At 58.6% G+C, this 13,553-nt stretch carries 15 protein-coding genes; 1 reads left to right on the top strand and 14 read right to left on the bottom strand.

Annotation, left to right across the window (positions count from 1 at the left end; genetic code table 11):
• Positions 1-45: 45 nt before the first annotated feature.
• From purQ to NYR50_RS07705, 9 genes are all read right to left on the bottom strand, one after another.
• Positions 46-717 (bottom strand): phosphoribosylformylglycinamidine synthase subunit PurQ, encoded by a 672-nt coding sequence (purQ, locus tag NYR50_RS07745; RefSeq protein ID WP_418135551.1) that lies wholly within the window; start codon positions 715-717, stop codon positions 46-48.
• A 19-nt stretch (positions 718-736) separates the two neighbouring features.
• Positions 737-979 carry a phosphoribosylformylglycinamidine synthase subunit PurS gene (gene purS, locus NYR50_RS07740; protein ID WP_174008719.1) on the bottom strand — a complete coding sequence of 81 codons (243 nt, stop codon included), beginning with the start codon at positions 977-979 and terminating at the stop codon, positions 737-739.
• A gap of 73 nt (positions 980-1,052) precedes the next feature.
• Positions 1,053-1,817, bottom strand: a complete 765-nt coding sequence (gene purC / locus NYR50_RS07735; protein WP_006314097.1) for a phosphoribosylaminoimidazolesuccinocarboxamide synthase — start codon at positions 1,815-1,817, stop codon at positions 1,053-1,055.
• 203 nt (positions 1,818-2,020) lie between these two features.
• Positions 2,021-2,584 carry an alpha/beta hydrolase gene (locus NYR50_RS07730; protein WP_010971907.1) on the bottom strand — a complete coding sequence of 188 codons (564 nt, stop codon included), beginning with the start codon at positions 2,582-2,584 and terminating at the stop codon, positions 2,021-2,023.
• 70 nt (positions 2,585-2,654) lie between these two features.
• Positions 2,655-3,962 carry an adenylosuccinate lyase gene (gene purB, locus NYR50_RS07725; protein ID WP_418135550.1) on the bottom strand — a complete coding sequence of 436 codons (1,308 nt, stop codon included), beginning with the start codon at positions 3,960-3,962 and terminating at the stop codon, positions 2,655-2,657.
• 96 nt (positions 3,963-4,058) lie between these two features.
• On the bottom strand, positions 4,059-4,565 hold the full coding sequence (locus NYR50_RS07720) for a hypothetical protein (RefSeq protein ID WP_418135549.1): 507 nt from the start codon (positions 4,563-4,565) through the stop codon (positions 4,059-4,061).
• 60 nt (positions 4,566-4,625) lie between these two features.
• Positions 4,626-5,303: a ribulose-phosphate 3-epimerase gene (gene rpe / locus NYR50_RS07715; RefSeq protein WP_006314101.1), complete on the bottom strand. Its 678-nt coding sequence runs from the start codon at positions 5,301-5,303 to the stop codon at positions 4,626-4,628.
• Between the two features lie 131 nt (positions 5,304-5,434).
• Positions 5,435-6,514 (bottom strand): ABC transporter substrate-binding protein, encoded by a 1,080-nt coding sequence (locus NYR50_RS07710; RefSeq protein ID WP_418137272.1) that lies wholly within the window; start codon positions 6,512-6,514, stop codon positions 5,435-5,437.
• A gap of 136 nt (positions 6,515-6,650) precedes the next feature.
• Positions 6,651-7,127 carry a helix-turn-helix domain-containing protein gene (locus NYR50_RS07705; protein WP_418135548.1) on the bottom strand — a complete coding sequence of 159 codons (477 nt, stop codon included), beginning with the start codon at positions 7,125-7,127 and terminating at the stop codon, positions 6,651-6,653.
• A gap of 348 nt (positions 7,128-7,475) precedes the next feature.
• Between NYR50_RS07705 and NYR50_RS07700 the strand changes: the two genes are divergently transcribed.
• Positions 7,476-7,643 (top strand): hypothetical protein, encoded by a 168-nt coding sequence (locus tag NYR50_RS07700; protein ID WP_174008714.1) that lies wholly within the window; start codon positions 7,476-7,478, stop codon positions 7,641-7,643.
• Between the two features lie 989 nt (positions 7,644-8,632).
• On the opposite strand, the gene NYR50_RS07695 is transcribed toward NYR50_RS07700, so the two are convergent.
• From NYR50_RS07695 to bcp, 5 genes are all read right to left on the bottom strand, one after another.
• Positions 8,633-9,076, bottom strand: coding sequence for an NUDIX domain-containing protein (locus NYR50_RS07695; protein WP_418135547.1), 444 nt, complete (start codon positions 9,074-9,076; stop codon positions 8,633-8,635).
• A gap of 8 nt (positions 9,077-9,084) precedes the next feature.
• On the bottom strand, positions 9,085-10,596 hold the full coding sequence (locus NYR50_RS07690; RefSeq protein ID WP_418135546.1) for a DEAD/DEAH box helicase: 1,512 nt from the start codon (positions 10,594-10,596) through the stop codon (positions 9,085-9,087).
• 219 nt (positions 10,597-10,815) lie between these two features.
• Positions 10,816-12,114, bottom strand: a complete 1,299-nt coding sequence (locus tag NYR50_RS07685) for a M23 family metallopeptidase (protein ID WP_418135545.1) — start codon at positions 12,112-12,114, stop codon at positions 10,816-10,818.
• Between the two features lie 89 nt (positions 12,115-12,203).
• Positions 12,204-13,028, bottom strand: coding sequence for a ferritin-like domain-containing protein (locus NYR50_RS07680; protein ID WP_418135544.1), 825 nt, complete (start codon positions 13,026-13,028; stop codon positions 12,204-12,206).
• Positions 13,029-13,044: 16 nt separating this feature from the next.
• Positions 13,045-13,512 (bottom strand): thioredoxin-dependent thiol peroxidase, encoded by a 468-nt coding sequence (bcp, locus tag NYR50_RS07675; protein WP_418135543.1) that lies wholly within the window; start codon positions 13,510-13,512, stop codon positions 13,045-13,047.
• Positions 13,513-13,553: the final 41 nt, after the last annotated feature.

Below are 13,553 nucleotides of genomic sequence, written 5' to 3'. Positions count from 1 at the left end.
GCGAGCGGGCATTAAAAAAGGCGGGCTTGAAGCCCGCCCGGTCCATCAGGCTGCGATGACACCGAGTGCCGAAGCGAAGAGGCCGCGGCCGTCATTGCCGCCGTGAGCGGCTTCGATGAGGTTTTCCGGATGCGGCATCATGCCAAGAACGTTGCCTTGGGCGTTGATGACGCCGGCAATGTCGTTCAGCGAGCCGTTCGGGTTGGTGCCCTCGGCATAACGGAACACGACCTGGCCGTTGTCTTCCACGGACTTCAGCTCATCCGTATCGAGGAAATAATTGCCGTCGTGATGGGCGACAGGGCAGCGCAGGATCTGGCCCTTGTCATAGGCGCGGGTGAATTCGGTGTCGTTATTGGCGACTTCGAGCTTCACTTCACGGCAGACGAATTTCAGCGAGGCATTGCGCATCAGCGCGCCCGGCAGCATGCCGGCTTCGACCAGAATCTGGAAGCCGTTGCAGACGCCGAGAACCTTGACGCCCTGTTCGGCCTTTTCGCGAATGGCCTGCATGACAGGCATGCGGGCGGCGATGGCGCCGCAACGCAGATAGTCACCATAGGAGAAGCCGCCCGGAATGACGATCAGGTCGACATCGGGAATATCCGTTTCCGTCTGCCAGATGGTGACGGGCGCCTGACCGGAGATTTTCGTCAGAGCCGCGATCATGTCGCGGTCGCGGTTGAGGCCGGGAAGTTGGACGACAGCGGATTTCATGGGCAGCGGCTCCTGGAGCTTAAAGAATGCTGATGGCGTAGTTTTCGATGACCGTATTGGCCAGCAGCTTTTCGCACATTGCCTTCAGGTCGGTTTCGGCCTTGGCCTTGTCGGCGCCTTCCAGTTCCAGATCGAAGACCTTGCCCTGACGGACGTGGCCGACGCCACCAAAACCGAGGCTGCCGAGCGCGCCTTCGATTGCCTTGCCCTGCGGATCGAGAACGCCGTTCTTCAGCGTAACAGTCACCCGTGCCTTGATCACCTGATCTTCTCCTGATTTACCCTACGAGGCCAATATAACTTTACGAGGCCGATATTACTTTACCAGGCCGATATCACTTTACGAGGACGGGGCCGGTGCCGCGGATCGGTTCGTTTTCATTGATGATGCCGAGACGGCGCGCCACTTCGGAATAGGCTTCCACAAGCCCGCCCAAATCGCGGCGGAACAGGTCCTTGTCCATCTTTTTCTGGGTCTCGATGTCCCAGAGACGGCAGCTGTCTGGCGAAATTTCGTCAGCGAGGATGATGCGCATCATGTCGCCTTCGAAAAGCCGGCCGCATTCGATCTTGAAATCGACGAGCTGGATGCCGACGCCGAGGAACAGGCCGGAAAGGAAGTCGTTGACGCGGATGGCAAGCGCCATGATGTCGTCAAGCTCGGCGGGGTTGGCCCAGCCGAAAGCCGTGATGTGCTCTTCAGAGACCATCGGGTCTTCCAGCTCATCCGACTTGTAATAGAACTCGATGATGGAGCGCGGCAGCACCACGCCTTCCTCGATGCCAAGGCGCTTGGACAGCGAGCCGGCAGCGACATTGCGCACGACGATCTCAAGCGGGATCATCTCCACTTCCTTGATCAACTGCTCACGCATGTTGAGGCGGCGGATGAAGTGGGTCGGAATACCGATCTTGTTCAGATGCGTGAAGACATATTCGCAGATGCGGTTGTTCAGCACACCCTTGCCGTCGATGACTTCGTGCTTCTTCTTGTTGAAGGCGGTCGCATCGTCCTTGAAGAACTGGATAAGCGTGCCTGGCTCCGGACCTTCGTAGAGGATCTTGGCCTTGCCTTCGTAAATACGGCGGCGACGGTTCATAATGGCAGGTCTCTTGGTTGACGCCGATTCGGGTGGCGTTAAGTTTGGTCTTTGAAGCGGTCCCTTAAAGGAAAAGACTGCATTCTACAATGCGGCTGGCATATTTCCCTTCAATTCTTGTGACAGACCCGGGAAACCGCTTCGTCCTGAAAATCGGCCTGCGGGGCCGATCGAAGGGGAGGTGGTCCACGTGGCCGCCACCGTCAGGTCTCGGGCGTCTTCAGGCGGCTGAGGAACTGGGCAAACACCATACCACCCTCGGGCCACGGGCCATGGCCGGACTCGGCGTTGATGTGGCCGGACATGCCGGCATCCACCAGCATGGAGCCCCAGGCGCTGGCAATGTCGTCGGCATGTTCGTAAGTGCCGAAGGGATCGTTGCGGCTGGCGATGGTGATGGACGGAAACGGCAACGGATCGCGCGGGTAGGGGCCGAAGGTCATCAGGTGTTTCGGCCGGATATCCGGATTGGCGACATCGGGCGGGGCAACAAAAACGGCGCCGACGACCTTATGGGCGATCTCAGGCAAAGCATGGATCACGGTCGGCACACCGAGCGAATGGGCAACCAGCACGACGGGCTTGGTAGCGGCGTTCACCTCTTCCACCAGCCGCGCCACCCAGTCTGCCTTCACGGGCTTGGTCCACTCCGCCTGCTCGACCCGGCGCGCGGTGGATAGCTTGCGCTCCCAGCGGGTCTGCCAGTGGTCGGGGCCGGAATTGGTGTAACCGGGTACGATGAGGATATCTACGTCTGAAACTTTCATGCGCCCATATCTGTGCTTTGATGCCGTCGCGATCAAGACCGCGACAGCATTAACTTATCCGCGTTCTGGATCAGGCCTTGCCGAAGACACGGGTGAAGATCGTGTCGACATGCTTGGTGTGATAACCGAGGTCGAACTTTTCACGGATCACGTCTTCAGGCAGCGCTGCGCGCACTTCCTCGTCACCCAGCAGTTCTTCCAGGAAATCGGCACCCTGTTCCCAGACCCGCATGGCGTTGCGCTGTACCAGACGGTAAGCGTCTTCGCGGGAAACACCAGCCTGTGTCAGCGCCAGCAGAACGCGCTGCGAATGCACGAGGCCGCGGAACTTGTTCATGTTCTTCAGCATGTTGTCCGGGTAGATCACCAGCTTTTCGATGACGCCGGCAAGGCGGTTCAGCGCGAAATCGAGCGTGACTGTCGTGTCGGGGCCGATGGCGCGCTCCACGGAGGAGTGGCTGATGTCGCGCTCGTGCCAGAGGGCAACGTTTTCCATGGCCGGGACGACCGACATGCGCACCAGACGCGCAAGACCGGTCAGGTTTTCGGTCAGAACCGGGTTGCGCTTGTGCGGCATGGCGGACGAGCCCTTCTGGCCGGGAGAGAAGAACTCTTCGGCTTCCAGAACTTCAGTGCGCTGCATGTGGCGGATTTCGATGGCGACGTTTTCGATCGACGAGGCGATGACGCCGAGAACGGCAAAGAACATGGCGTGGCGATCCCGCGGGATGACCTGCGTGGAGACCGGCTCCGGCGTCAGGCCAAGCTTTTCGCAGACATGTTCCTCGACGCGTGGGTCAATATTGGCGAAGGTGCCGACGGCGCCGGAGATTGCGCCGGTGGCGATCTCGGCGCGGGCATGGACGAGGCGCTCGCGGTTGCGGTGCATCTCGGCGTAAAAGCGGGCGAAGGTCAGGCCCATCGTGGTCGGTTCGGCATGGATGCCATGGCTGCGGCCGATGCGCACCGTGTTCTTGTGTTCGAAGGCACGCGTCTTGAGAGCCGCCAGCACCCGGTCCATATCTGCGAGCAGCAGATCGGCGGCGCGCACGAGCTGGATGTTGAGCGTGGTGTCCAGCACGTCGGACGAGGTCATGCCCTGATGCACGAAGCGGCTGTCGGGACCGACAAATTCGGCAAGGTGGGTGAGGAAGGCGATGACGTCGTGCTTTGTGACGGCCTCGATCTCATCGATGCGGGCGACGTCGAAGGTGGCGCTGCCGCCCTTTTCCCAGATGGTCTGGGCGGCGGACTTGGGGATGACGCCGAGTTCGGCCAGCGCGTCACAGGCATGGGCCTCGATCTCGAACCAGATGCGGAACTTTGTTTCCGGCGACCAGATGGCGACCATTTCCGGCCGGGAGTAACGAGGGATCATGGCAATGACTTTCTTAGTGGAGGAATTCTTAGTGGAGGAATTTTGCTGCCCGTTTAGCAAAGTGTTCCGGTAATCTCAATCTATCAAGCTGCATGGCTATGTCGCTTGCCGCGCACGCCGGCAGAGGAACGCGCCGGCGGCCAAGAGCGGAAGAGCCGCAAGGGGAAAATAAAGTCCGAGACCGAGAACTGCGAATTGATACACCGCGCCGAGCGAGGTGAAGAGCTGCTGGAAAAACCAGATGCGGGAAAAGGCCGGTGCGTGCCACTGCGCATAAAAGATGCGGTACTGGAACGCAAAAAATGCCGCCGCAACGGCAAGGGTGAAGAAAGCGATGGCGAGGCAGGCCGCTGCGAAACGCACCGGCAGGGCAGTGGAGGCGGGAAGGAAACGCAAAGCCACTACCGCCAGCAGCCAGCCCAAAAGGCCGCCGCAGAAGAAAAGCGTGATAATTTCGGCGGCATGGTCGGTTTCCAGCCGGTTCCGGAGATAAAGGCCGATGGTGGCGGCAGCGGCCGAGCAGAGGGCCCAGACAAGGGCGCCGAGAGCCAGGAACAGCGCTGCAGAAGCCGTGTCACGGAAACCCTTTCTGTCGCTTTCCATGACTATCCCCCCAACGCCCGCTATGCCGCCCCCGGCCTTTCCGCATTCAGCGACGGCGGGTTATGTCCGCCCGGCTTCCGCCGCCATGCGCAATTGTGCGACGGTCTTGCGGTAGTCGGCAACGCCGTCACCCTTGAAGACAGCCGAGCCTGCCACCAGCGCGTTGGCGCCGGCGGCAATGATTGCGCCTGCGGTTTCCGCCGTCACGCCGCCATCCACTTCCAGATCGATCGGCCGGTCGCCGATCATCGCCTTTGCCGCCCGAATCTTGTCGAGCATGGCCGGAATGAATTTCTGACCGCCGAAACCCGGGTTGACGCTCATGATGAGGATAAGATCGACGTCATCAAGCACGTTCTCGATGACGGAGAGCGGCGTGGCGGGGTTAAGCGTCACGCCGGCCTTCCGGCCAAGCCCGCGGATCGTCTGCAGCGAGCGGTGCAGGTGCGGTCCCGCTTCCGCATGCACGGTGATGCTGTCGCAGCCGGCCTTTGCGAAGGCTTCGAGATAGGGATCGACGGGTGCGATCATCAGGTGGCAATCGAAGAAAGCCATGCTGTGGGGCCGCAGCGCCTTGATGACATCAGGCCCGAAGGAGATGTTGGGGACGAAGTGGCCATCCATGACATCGAGATGGATCCAGTCCGCGCCGGCTTCCGTGACATCGGCGACTTCCTGTCCCAGCTTGGCGAAATTGGCAGCCAGAATGGACGGGGCTATGCGGATGGGCAGGGACATGGGGCAAACTCCTCTCGACGCGTTGCGTAAGCTGCCTTTAACATCAAGTATCCGGGTTTGAAACGGCTTGCGGCGCGCTTGCCCGCGGTTTTCAGCCGTGTTTCAACGAATTCCCGCGGATGTCGCGGTGGCTATTGTCTTTCCGCCCTGCCCGCCGGCTCGAAGCGCTGGCCGTTCCAGCGCTGCAGGCGATAGGGGTTGTCGGAAAGGTCGTGTGACGGTGTGAAGCCTAGATCGCCGATGACGGTTTTGAAGACGGTGCCGCCAGCCAATATTTCCGGTGCGGGTTTCGATTGCGCCTGTGTCGCCTCCGCAAGGGCGGCCGTCAGTTCCGTCGCCGCATAGGCCGGCAGGACGTAACCTTCGGGCTCGATGCCGGCGGCGCGCAACTCTCCGGTAACGGCCTGGGCCGAGGGCAGGGTGTCATAGGCCGGGCGCGTGACGGCCAGCACATTGGCGGTGAGGGGAACCGGGCTGTTTGCCGCATTCATGGCGTCGCCGCCCATGATGATCAAAGCAAGATTTTCGGATGCGGCGTCTCTGGCGATGATGGCAACGTCATTGCGCTCCGCGCCGACGAAGACATGGGAAATGCCGGTTCGCGCCAGCCGGCGCACCAGCGCCACCTGCTGTTCCTGGTTGGGACGCATCGTATCGGCAAAGGTGGGCTTGAGGCCGTTTTCCTCCAGCGACGCGCGGATGCGGTCGACAAGTTCGCGGCTATAGATCGTGCCATCATCCACAAGCGCGAGGGAATGTCCCTTCCAGTCGCGCAGGATGATTTCGGCGATCCTGTCCGATTCGGCCCTGTCGGAAGGCGAGAGGCGGAAAAGCGGCCAGCCATATTTCAGGGAATCTTCCATCAGAATAGGCGCGCGGCTGGAAAGCGTGATCGCGGGAATGGCCGCCGACTTTAGTGGCGGCAGGACACCCTGAAGCGTTTCCGTGCATAAAAAACCGATCGCGGCGCTGACCTTGGCGGCCACCAGGCCATCGGCAATCGCGCCACCGCTGCCATCTTCGCAGCTCTCATGGATTTCGACGACATCGAGTCCAAGCTTGGCCGCCGCCGCCTTGGCACCTTGCCGCACCTGCTGCCCCAGAAGCTCGTAAGGACCATTCTGCGGAGCAACAATGCCAATCGATGCAGCACTTGCTGAGCCCGCAAAGGCAAAACCGGCGATGATCGTTAGCAGGCGGAGTGAAAGCATGACGTGATCGAAATCCTGTTGTCCCGGCTTGATGTTTATCGGCAACAACCGGTTTTCCAAAGGAAAAATACGTGCGCTTCACAGACATTCCCGCAAAACCACCACATTGCTGATGTGCCGGCCTCGCTGTCGAGGATCAGCTTGCCGATCTTTTGTTACTTTCAGCGCTTGCCCGTTTTGAGCGCAACTCCTCGCCAAGGTTTTGCTCCACCCAGGGTAACTGGGCCATGAGATCGTTCCATGCGAAGGGAGGGCCGGCGCGACTGGTCAGATTGTTGTGCCATCTGGTCAGTTCCGCGAAGCGCTGATCGTCGGTTATCCTGACGTCATGGTCGCGATAAACCTTGTTTATCAGCCTTCCGAGCGGATTGATCAGATCGACCAGAAGCTGATGGTAGCCATGGTCTGTGCTGGTGGATTGCCCACCTTCGAACATATCTCCTTGCCCCGTGACGAGCCAGGATATGTTCACGCCGAACTCCCGGTGATAGGCGGAAAGCAGTTCTGCGTCGGGCACGCGCTCGCCTCGCTCGTAATGCGCCAGACCACTTTTGCTGATCACCAGCCGACTGGCGAAGACATCCCGGTCATCGATATCGAACGCTGCCCTCACGGCTCGGAGGCGTCTTCCTAGGTCTGTCTTGGGCTCGACTTCTTTCCTAGCCAAATTCTTTCAAGTTAAATCACAAATGGAGTTTACAAAAATCCAAATGTAATTTAATCCTCTCTGTGTTCGCATATCGATAATTGGAAGCTCGTCTGGCAGGACGCACTTGTTTTAATAGGTTATTTAGCACTGTGTTAAAGTCATCAGCAAGATAGGGTGCACGCTTCGTGCTCCCGCGTAAAATCAAACGTCGCGTGGTTCGTTGTGTGGTGGCCCGTTAGCGGTCGTCAAGAGCGTTCGACTTTGAAGCGACGATGACAATTTTTGAATACGTAGATACCCGAAAAGGTGGCCATGATGCACGTTGAAAGGCCAGGATTGTTGAGCAGGGTGCTCGGATTGATTGCCAAGGGCCTTGCGATGCTTGTTTTGTATCCACTTCTTTTCTTATTCACGATTGTCGTCATGGCGATGGTGGTGATTTCCCCTGAAATAAAGCCAAGGGAAGAAAGGATGGATTGAACGAAATTTTCCTAGCCGACCAAAGAGGGGGGGCAGCAAATATGTGCATCATGGGAGGAATATGGAGCAGATCGCCCACAATATCGTAATTTTCTTTAAGCGCAGGTCTTTATTGCTGGTTTTAGTCGTCTCTATTTTTATGTGGTCGGTTATCATTTTTTGCGCCGGATTACTTATGTCGGCATTGTGAGCGTATCCAACTGCGGATTAGCTATTGGGATCGCCCATCATGTCCGTGTTGGATTGTCTGGGGTGCCGCATTCCAAAGTTTGCAATGCCCGCGCCGCTTGATTGATCACCTTTATGAATTTCAATTTTAAGATGTACTCGGCTCTCTATGATGGAAGGCGTCTCTATCGTTAATTTTCTATGTCTTTAATCCGCTTGCGTATCTTGCTGCGAGCAAAAAACTCCGTCTGGAGGAATGAACGTATTGCGTTATAAAACTATTATATTTGTAGAGTAGATACACGATTTGGAATGTGTGCGTTTTTGATTGTGCCTCTTAGAGTGCAGCCCACAAAAATGCACATTTTATTTCCACTTCCATAAGCTACTGATATATATTCAAAATTGATAAAGCTTCATGGCGTTGGAAGGTTTCTCCCCACGGTTTTTTCGCATTTGCGAGAAGATTTACTTGACGGAAAGTAAGTGATTAGCTTAGATGGAGTTGTTTCAGGGGACGACTGAAATTGGCTCTATCAGGCCTCGGAAAGTGTTCCGATTATAAGCACTGCCAGACTATATTGCATTCTATATTCTATTTTTTTCATTACGTATAAACCGCTTCGGGAAACTGAAGCGGTTTTTTATGTGAAGCTAATTTAAGCAATTTAAAATTGAATTTGAATAGCCTTACGCAAAGGCGTTCTTTCATTTTCCTTTTTCCTGAAAAGATATGGCGCGGAGAGAGCAAGGCCAGCGCGGGCACGTAATCCACGTGGCTGTTTGAAAACGGGCTTTGGCAGCGGCCGTCGCCCGCAGGTTCAGTTTCCCGTGCGGCCTTGTTTCAGGGCGGCCAGGGCGTCTTTTGCAAAGGCGGAGAGGGGCTCGGGAAGCTTATCCGGATCGAACCAGCCAATGGCGGAAAGCTTGTCCGGTTCGGTTAGTGCTGGTTCACCCTGCGTATCGCGGGTGACGAAGATCAGCGAGACCCAGTGGTGGCGGTCTTGCGGATCGATAAATTCGCTGTGGCAGAGAAATTCAACAGCGCCGATCTGAAGGCCGGTTTCTTCTTCGGCCTCCCGTCGCGCTGCGGCGAGGCAAGTCTCGAGGTGATCCACCTTGCCGCCCGGAATGCTCCAGTATCCGGCTTCCGGCGCTTTCATGCGCCGGCACAAAAGCAGGCGGCCTTCGCGCAATATGACAAGGCCCACGCCAACGCCCGGAAAATCGAGGCCGGGCTTGATGGTCGATGTCCTATTGTCCATCGCGATGGTCAGGCCTTGGCGTTAGCCACGATCAGCATGAATGCCGGAATATCGTCGCCGAAACCGACAGGTGTCGGGCCATCGTCGTGGTCACGATAATGACGGCGACGGTCGCGGTTGTCGTCATTGGCGTGCAGCGAGTTCAGGTTGCGGCTGTTGCGCTCGGAATTGCGCGGGGTCTTTTCCGGTCTGCGTTCTGCCTTCACCTTGTCTTCTCCGTGAGCCGCGATGTCCGTATCCACTACGGATTGTGTGTCCTGATTGATGTTTTCCACCGGCGATGCAGGTGCATCGCGACGGTTTCTGTCGCGGCCTCTGCCGCCACGTTCCTTGGTGCCCCGGCGGCCGGAATTGCTTTCAAAGCTTTCCATGGGCGCGGGGAGGGAGGACAGATCGCCGCTCAGCCATTCGATCTTTTCGGCAATCAACTTTTCGATCGCGTCGAGATATTTCGCGTCACTCTTGGTGACGAGAGTGAAGGCCTTGCCCGAACGGCCGGCACGACCGGTGCGGCCGATGCGGTGGACGTAGTCTTCGGCATGAATGGGAACATCGAAGTTGAAGACGTGGCTGACATCAGGGATATCAAGCCCGCGGGCTGCAACGTCGGAAGCGACCAGCAGCGTCAGGTTTCCATCCCGGAAGTTCTGCAGCATCGTCGTGCGCGAGCGCTGATCCATGTCACCATGCAGTGCGCCAACGGAAAAGCCGTGACGATCCAGCGAACGGAACAGATCGGCCACATCCTTCTTGCGATTGCAGAAGATGATGGCGTTCTTGAGTTCCGCTTCTTCGGCACGGACCAGATCGCGCAGCACGGCGCGCTTCTCATAGTCCTTATTATGCGCGGCGACGATACGCTGCGTTACCGTCTTTGCGGTAGAGGAAGGCTTGGCAACCTCGATCCGCGTCGGGTTCTGCAGGAACCGGTCAGCCAGCTTCTGGATTTCCGGCGGCATGGTGGCCGAGAAGAACAGCGTCTGCCGGGTGAAGGGGATCATTTTGGCGATACGCTCGATATCGGGAATGAAGCCCATGTCGAGCATGCGGTCGGCTTCGTCGATGACGAGGATTTCAACGCCGGTCATCAGCAGCTTGCCGCGCTCGCAATGGTCGAGAAGGCGGCCGGGGGTGCAGATCAGCACGTCGGCGCCACGCTCCAGCTTGCGATCCTGGTCTTCGAAGGAAACACCACCGATGAGCAGGGCAACGTTCAGCTTGTGATTCTTGCCGTATTTCTCGAAGTTTTCCGCCACCTGCGCTGCAAGTTCGCGGGTCGGCTCGAGGATCAGCGTGCGCGGCATTCTGGCGCGCGCACGGCCCTTTTCGAGCAGTGTCAGCATCGGCAGAACGAAGGACGCGGTTTTGCCCGTGCCGGTCTGTGCGATACCGCAGATATCACGCTTTTCCAGCGCGGGCGGAATGGCGCCGGCCTGAATGGGTGTCGGCGTCGTGTAGCCGGCATCTGCAATAGCGGAAAGAACTTTTTGGCTCAGGCCAAGATCAGAGAATGTTGTCAAAGGAAGAACTTTTTCCGTTCTGGTTCGGTAAGAATACCTGCGTGCCGCTGCGGCACTTGCAAAGACTTGGCGCGGGGATAGGCCCAAATTGCCGGAAAGTCAAGGAAACAACGGGAAAAGCGCGCGAAACGTGATGCTCCGGGCGGGGCTTTTAAGCCCTCACCGTCAATTTGTGTGATTTATCGTTAAAAGAGCAAAAGAAGGGTTAAAATCAGCCTGCTATTTTAGATAGGTTTTCAGCTCCGCCCCGGCGATCAGGTATCGCATGGGATCGACCGGTGTATCGTTGCGCCGCACTTCATAATGCACATGCGGGCCGGTGGAGCGGCCGGTGCTGCCGGCGCGGCCGATGACGTCGCCGGCTTCCACCCGGTCGCCAGCCCGGACGAGGATGGCGGAGAGATGGCCGAATCGGGTGGAGACGCCCTGGCCATGATCGATCTCGACCATATTGCCGTAACCGCCGGAGTTTTCCGCCACCGTCACCTTGCCGGCGCCGGTGGATTTGACGTCCGCACCGGTTTCAGCGCGAAAATCGATGCCGGTATGCAAAGCGGGACGTCCGAGAAACGGATCCATCCGGTTGCCGAATCGGCTGGTGATGGCCCGGCCGGGGGCAGGGTTGCCGAAGGGCAGGGCAGTCGCACTTTCCTTGACGACATCAAGCCGGTTCAGCGCATTATCGAGACTGGTGAGCGACAGGTTGAACGGGTCGGTCTCACCGCCCAAAGGCGCGGCATAGGGACCGCCGACATCGTCCGTGCCGTTTTCCTCGATCTTCAGGCCTGCCTGCCGGATGATGTCCTGCATGGCGCTTGCCTTGTCCTCGGCGTCGCTGGTCAGCCGGGCGATGCGCGATATCTGCTGGCGTTCGATATCCTTCAGCGACAGCGTGACCTTGGAGAAAACCCGGTCCGCACGGTCGGAAGGTGTTTCGCCGGATTCAGGCACATAGGCGGCCCGTCTGTCGGCTGCGGCGGCTTTTTCCGCCTGCGGCTTCGGCGCCATCAGCTTTTCGATGGCGGAAAGGCCGCCGGAGAGGTCGGCGCGTTTTTCCGGAACCATGGCATTCGAGAGGGAAGAGGGCGCGGCCGGGGCTTCCGCAGCGATGCCGGAATTTTCGGCGCGCTCCAGAAGCTCGCTCATGCGCCCGTGGCGCGAGGTCAGCGCGGCCTGCTGTTCCAGCAGTTTTTCCACTTTCTTTTCAACGACCTGCTGATCGAGCAATTGCCGGGAGGTGACGCGGTCCACCTGGGCTCTCAGCGCCGCGATGCGGTCTTCATAGTCGTTCTGCATGCGCGTCTGGCGCGCCATTGTCGCGCCGATCAGGTCGTCGCGCAAGATGAGGTAGCCGGTAGCACCGAGATAACCGAGCGAAAACAGGCCGATCGTGCAGCCGGCAAGCGCCGCCATCCAGGGCCGGATGGTCATGTGCCGCACGTTTTCGCCGCGCGCGAGAATGAGCACATGTGGCTCGCGTTTCTTGCCAAATACCCGATTTTCCGCCGTATCAGTCACAATCTCTCTCCGGACTGGCCGATTTCTTAACCGAAATCATAATTCGTTAAGGTTAACGAAGTTTTGCCGGAGATGCGTATCGTTGGGCGTCAGCTATGGCTGATGGATGTGAGTGAGCGGTAAAAGGAAGGTGTCAGGCCGGCTTCGGCGCGGGCGAGATCGTTGAAGGGTGGTTTCAGCGGGCCGCGGAAATTGGCGCGCACCAGTTGTCTGAAGGTTGCGGCCGGATCCTTCTTTTCACGCGCGCAGAGAAACCGGAACCATTTGGCGCCGATGGCGACATGACCCTTTTCGTCATTATAGATGACGTCGAGAACCGCAGCGCTTTCGAGATCGCCGGTCTCGCGCATCTTGGCCTGCAGGGAAGGCGTGACGTCCAGCCCGCGCGCCTCCAGGATAAGCGGGACGACGGCGAGCCGTGCGGTCAGATCGTTGTGGGTGGAGTGCGCAGCCTGCCACAGCCCGTCATGGGCGGGCAGGTCGCCATAGTCAGCCCCGAGGCTTCTCAACCGATCCCGAACCAGCCGGAAGTGCTTTGCTTCCTCGAAGGCGACCTGCATCCAGCCATCGAAAAAGGAATGGGGCACCGGCTCACTGGCATAACGGGCGACGATATCGAGCGCGAGATCGACGGCATTGAGTTCGATATGGGCGATGGCGTGCAGCAGGGCGATGCGGCCCTTGACGCTGTGTAGCGAACGCCGCTCCACAGCGGTCGGCGGAACGAGTTCCGGCTTCTCCGGCCTGCCCGGCCGCTCTGGCAGGGGCGGATCGAGCGGCGAGCGCAACGACAGCCGGCGTTCGAACCAGCGCGTTGCGGTTTCCTGCGCGAGTTCGGTCTTTCGGTCGAGATCGGCGCTGACGATCGCTTCCGTGGCGCCGCCGCGCAGGGATATGATTTTGGCGGGGAACATCACGGCTGGATGGCCTTCAGAGCTTTTTGGCGGCCTCGAGAACGGCCTGTGCGTGACCCGCCACCTTCACCTTGTTCCAGATTTCGGCGATCTTGCCATCCGGGGCAACGAGGACCGTCGTGCGTTCGACGCCCATGTACTTTTTCCCGTACATGCTTTTTTCCTTCCAGACGCCATAGGCCTCCAGAACCTTCCTCTCCTCGTCGGAAGCGAGCATGACGGAAAGGGAATGTTTTGCCGCAAACTTGTCGTGGCTTTTGACGCTGTCGGGTGAAATTCCGATGACCACGGCATTGGCGGCCTCGAATTCGCCGCCGAGCGCACTGAAGTCGATCGCTTCGACCGTGCAGCCCGATGTGTCGTCCTTGGGGTAGAAATAGAGGATGACGGCCTTGCCTTGCAGTTTCGACAATGTCACCGTCCCTTCACCATTACGGGGCAAGGTGAAGTCGGGGGCGGGGCTGCCAATCGTCAAGTCTGTCATATTCTACCTTTCTTTCGCCGGGATGTTGAGGGAAAGTCGCC

The sequence above is a fragment of the Agrobacterium sp. El2ro-1b genome, from assembly GCF_048298475.1.
Classification (GTDB): domain Bacteria; phylum Pseudomonadota; class Alphaproteobacteria; order Rhizobiales; family Rhizobiaceae; genus Agrobacterium; species Agrobacterium fabrum.
The sequence above is the reverse complement of the archived record's forward strand: the minus strand, read 5'-3'. Positions and strand labels throughout refer to the sequence as shown.

Coding starts and splice junctions, on each gene's coding strand:
- purQ (WP_418135551.1), bottom strand. CDS start 717: ATGAAATCCGCTGTCGTCCAACTTCCCGGCCTCAACCGCGACCGCGAC.
- purC (WP_006314097.1), bottom strand. CDS start 1,817: ATGAACCGTCGCCGCCGTATTTACGAAGGCAAGGCCAAGATCCTCTAC.
- NYR50_RS07730 (WP_010971907.1), bottom strand. CDS start 2,584: ATGAAAGTTTCAGACGTAGATATCCTCATCGTACCCGGTTACACCAAT.
- purB (WP_418135550.1), bottom strand. CDS start 3,962: ATGATCCCTCGTTACTCCCGGCCGGAAATGGTCGCCATCTGGTCGCCG.
- NYR50_RS07720 (WP_418135549.1), bottom strand. CDS start 4,565: ATGGAAAGCGACAGAAAGGGTTTCCGTGACACGGCTTCTGCAGCGCTG.
- rpe (WP_006314101.1), bottom strand. CDS start 5,303: ATGTCCCTGCCCATCCGCATAGCCCCGTCCATTCTGGCTGCCAATTTC.
- NYR50_RS07710 (WP_418137272.1), bottom strand. CDS start 6,514: ATGCTTTCACTCCGCCTGCTAACGATCATCGCCGGTTTTGCCTTTGCG.
- NYR50_RS07700 (WP_174008714.1), top strand. CDS start 7,476: ATGATGCACGTTGAAAGGCCAGGATTGTTGAGCAGGGTGCTCGGATTG.
- NYR50_RS07695 (WP_418135547.1), bottom strand. CDS start 9,076: ATGGACAATAGGACATCGACCATCAAGCCCGGCCTCGATTTTCCGGGC.
- NYR50_RS07680 (WP_418135544.1), bottom strand. CDS start 13,028: ATGTTCCCCGCCAAAATCATATCCCTGCGCGGCGGCGCCACGGAAGCG.
- bcp (WP_418135543.1), bottom strand. CDS start 13,512: ATGACAGACTTGACGATTGGCAGCCCCGCCCCCGACTTCACCTTGCCC.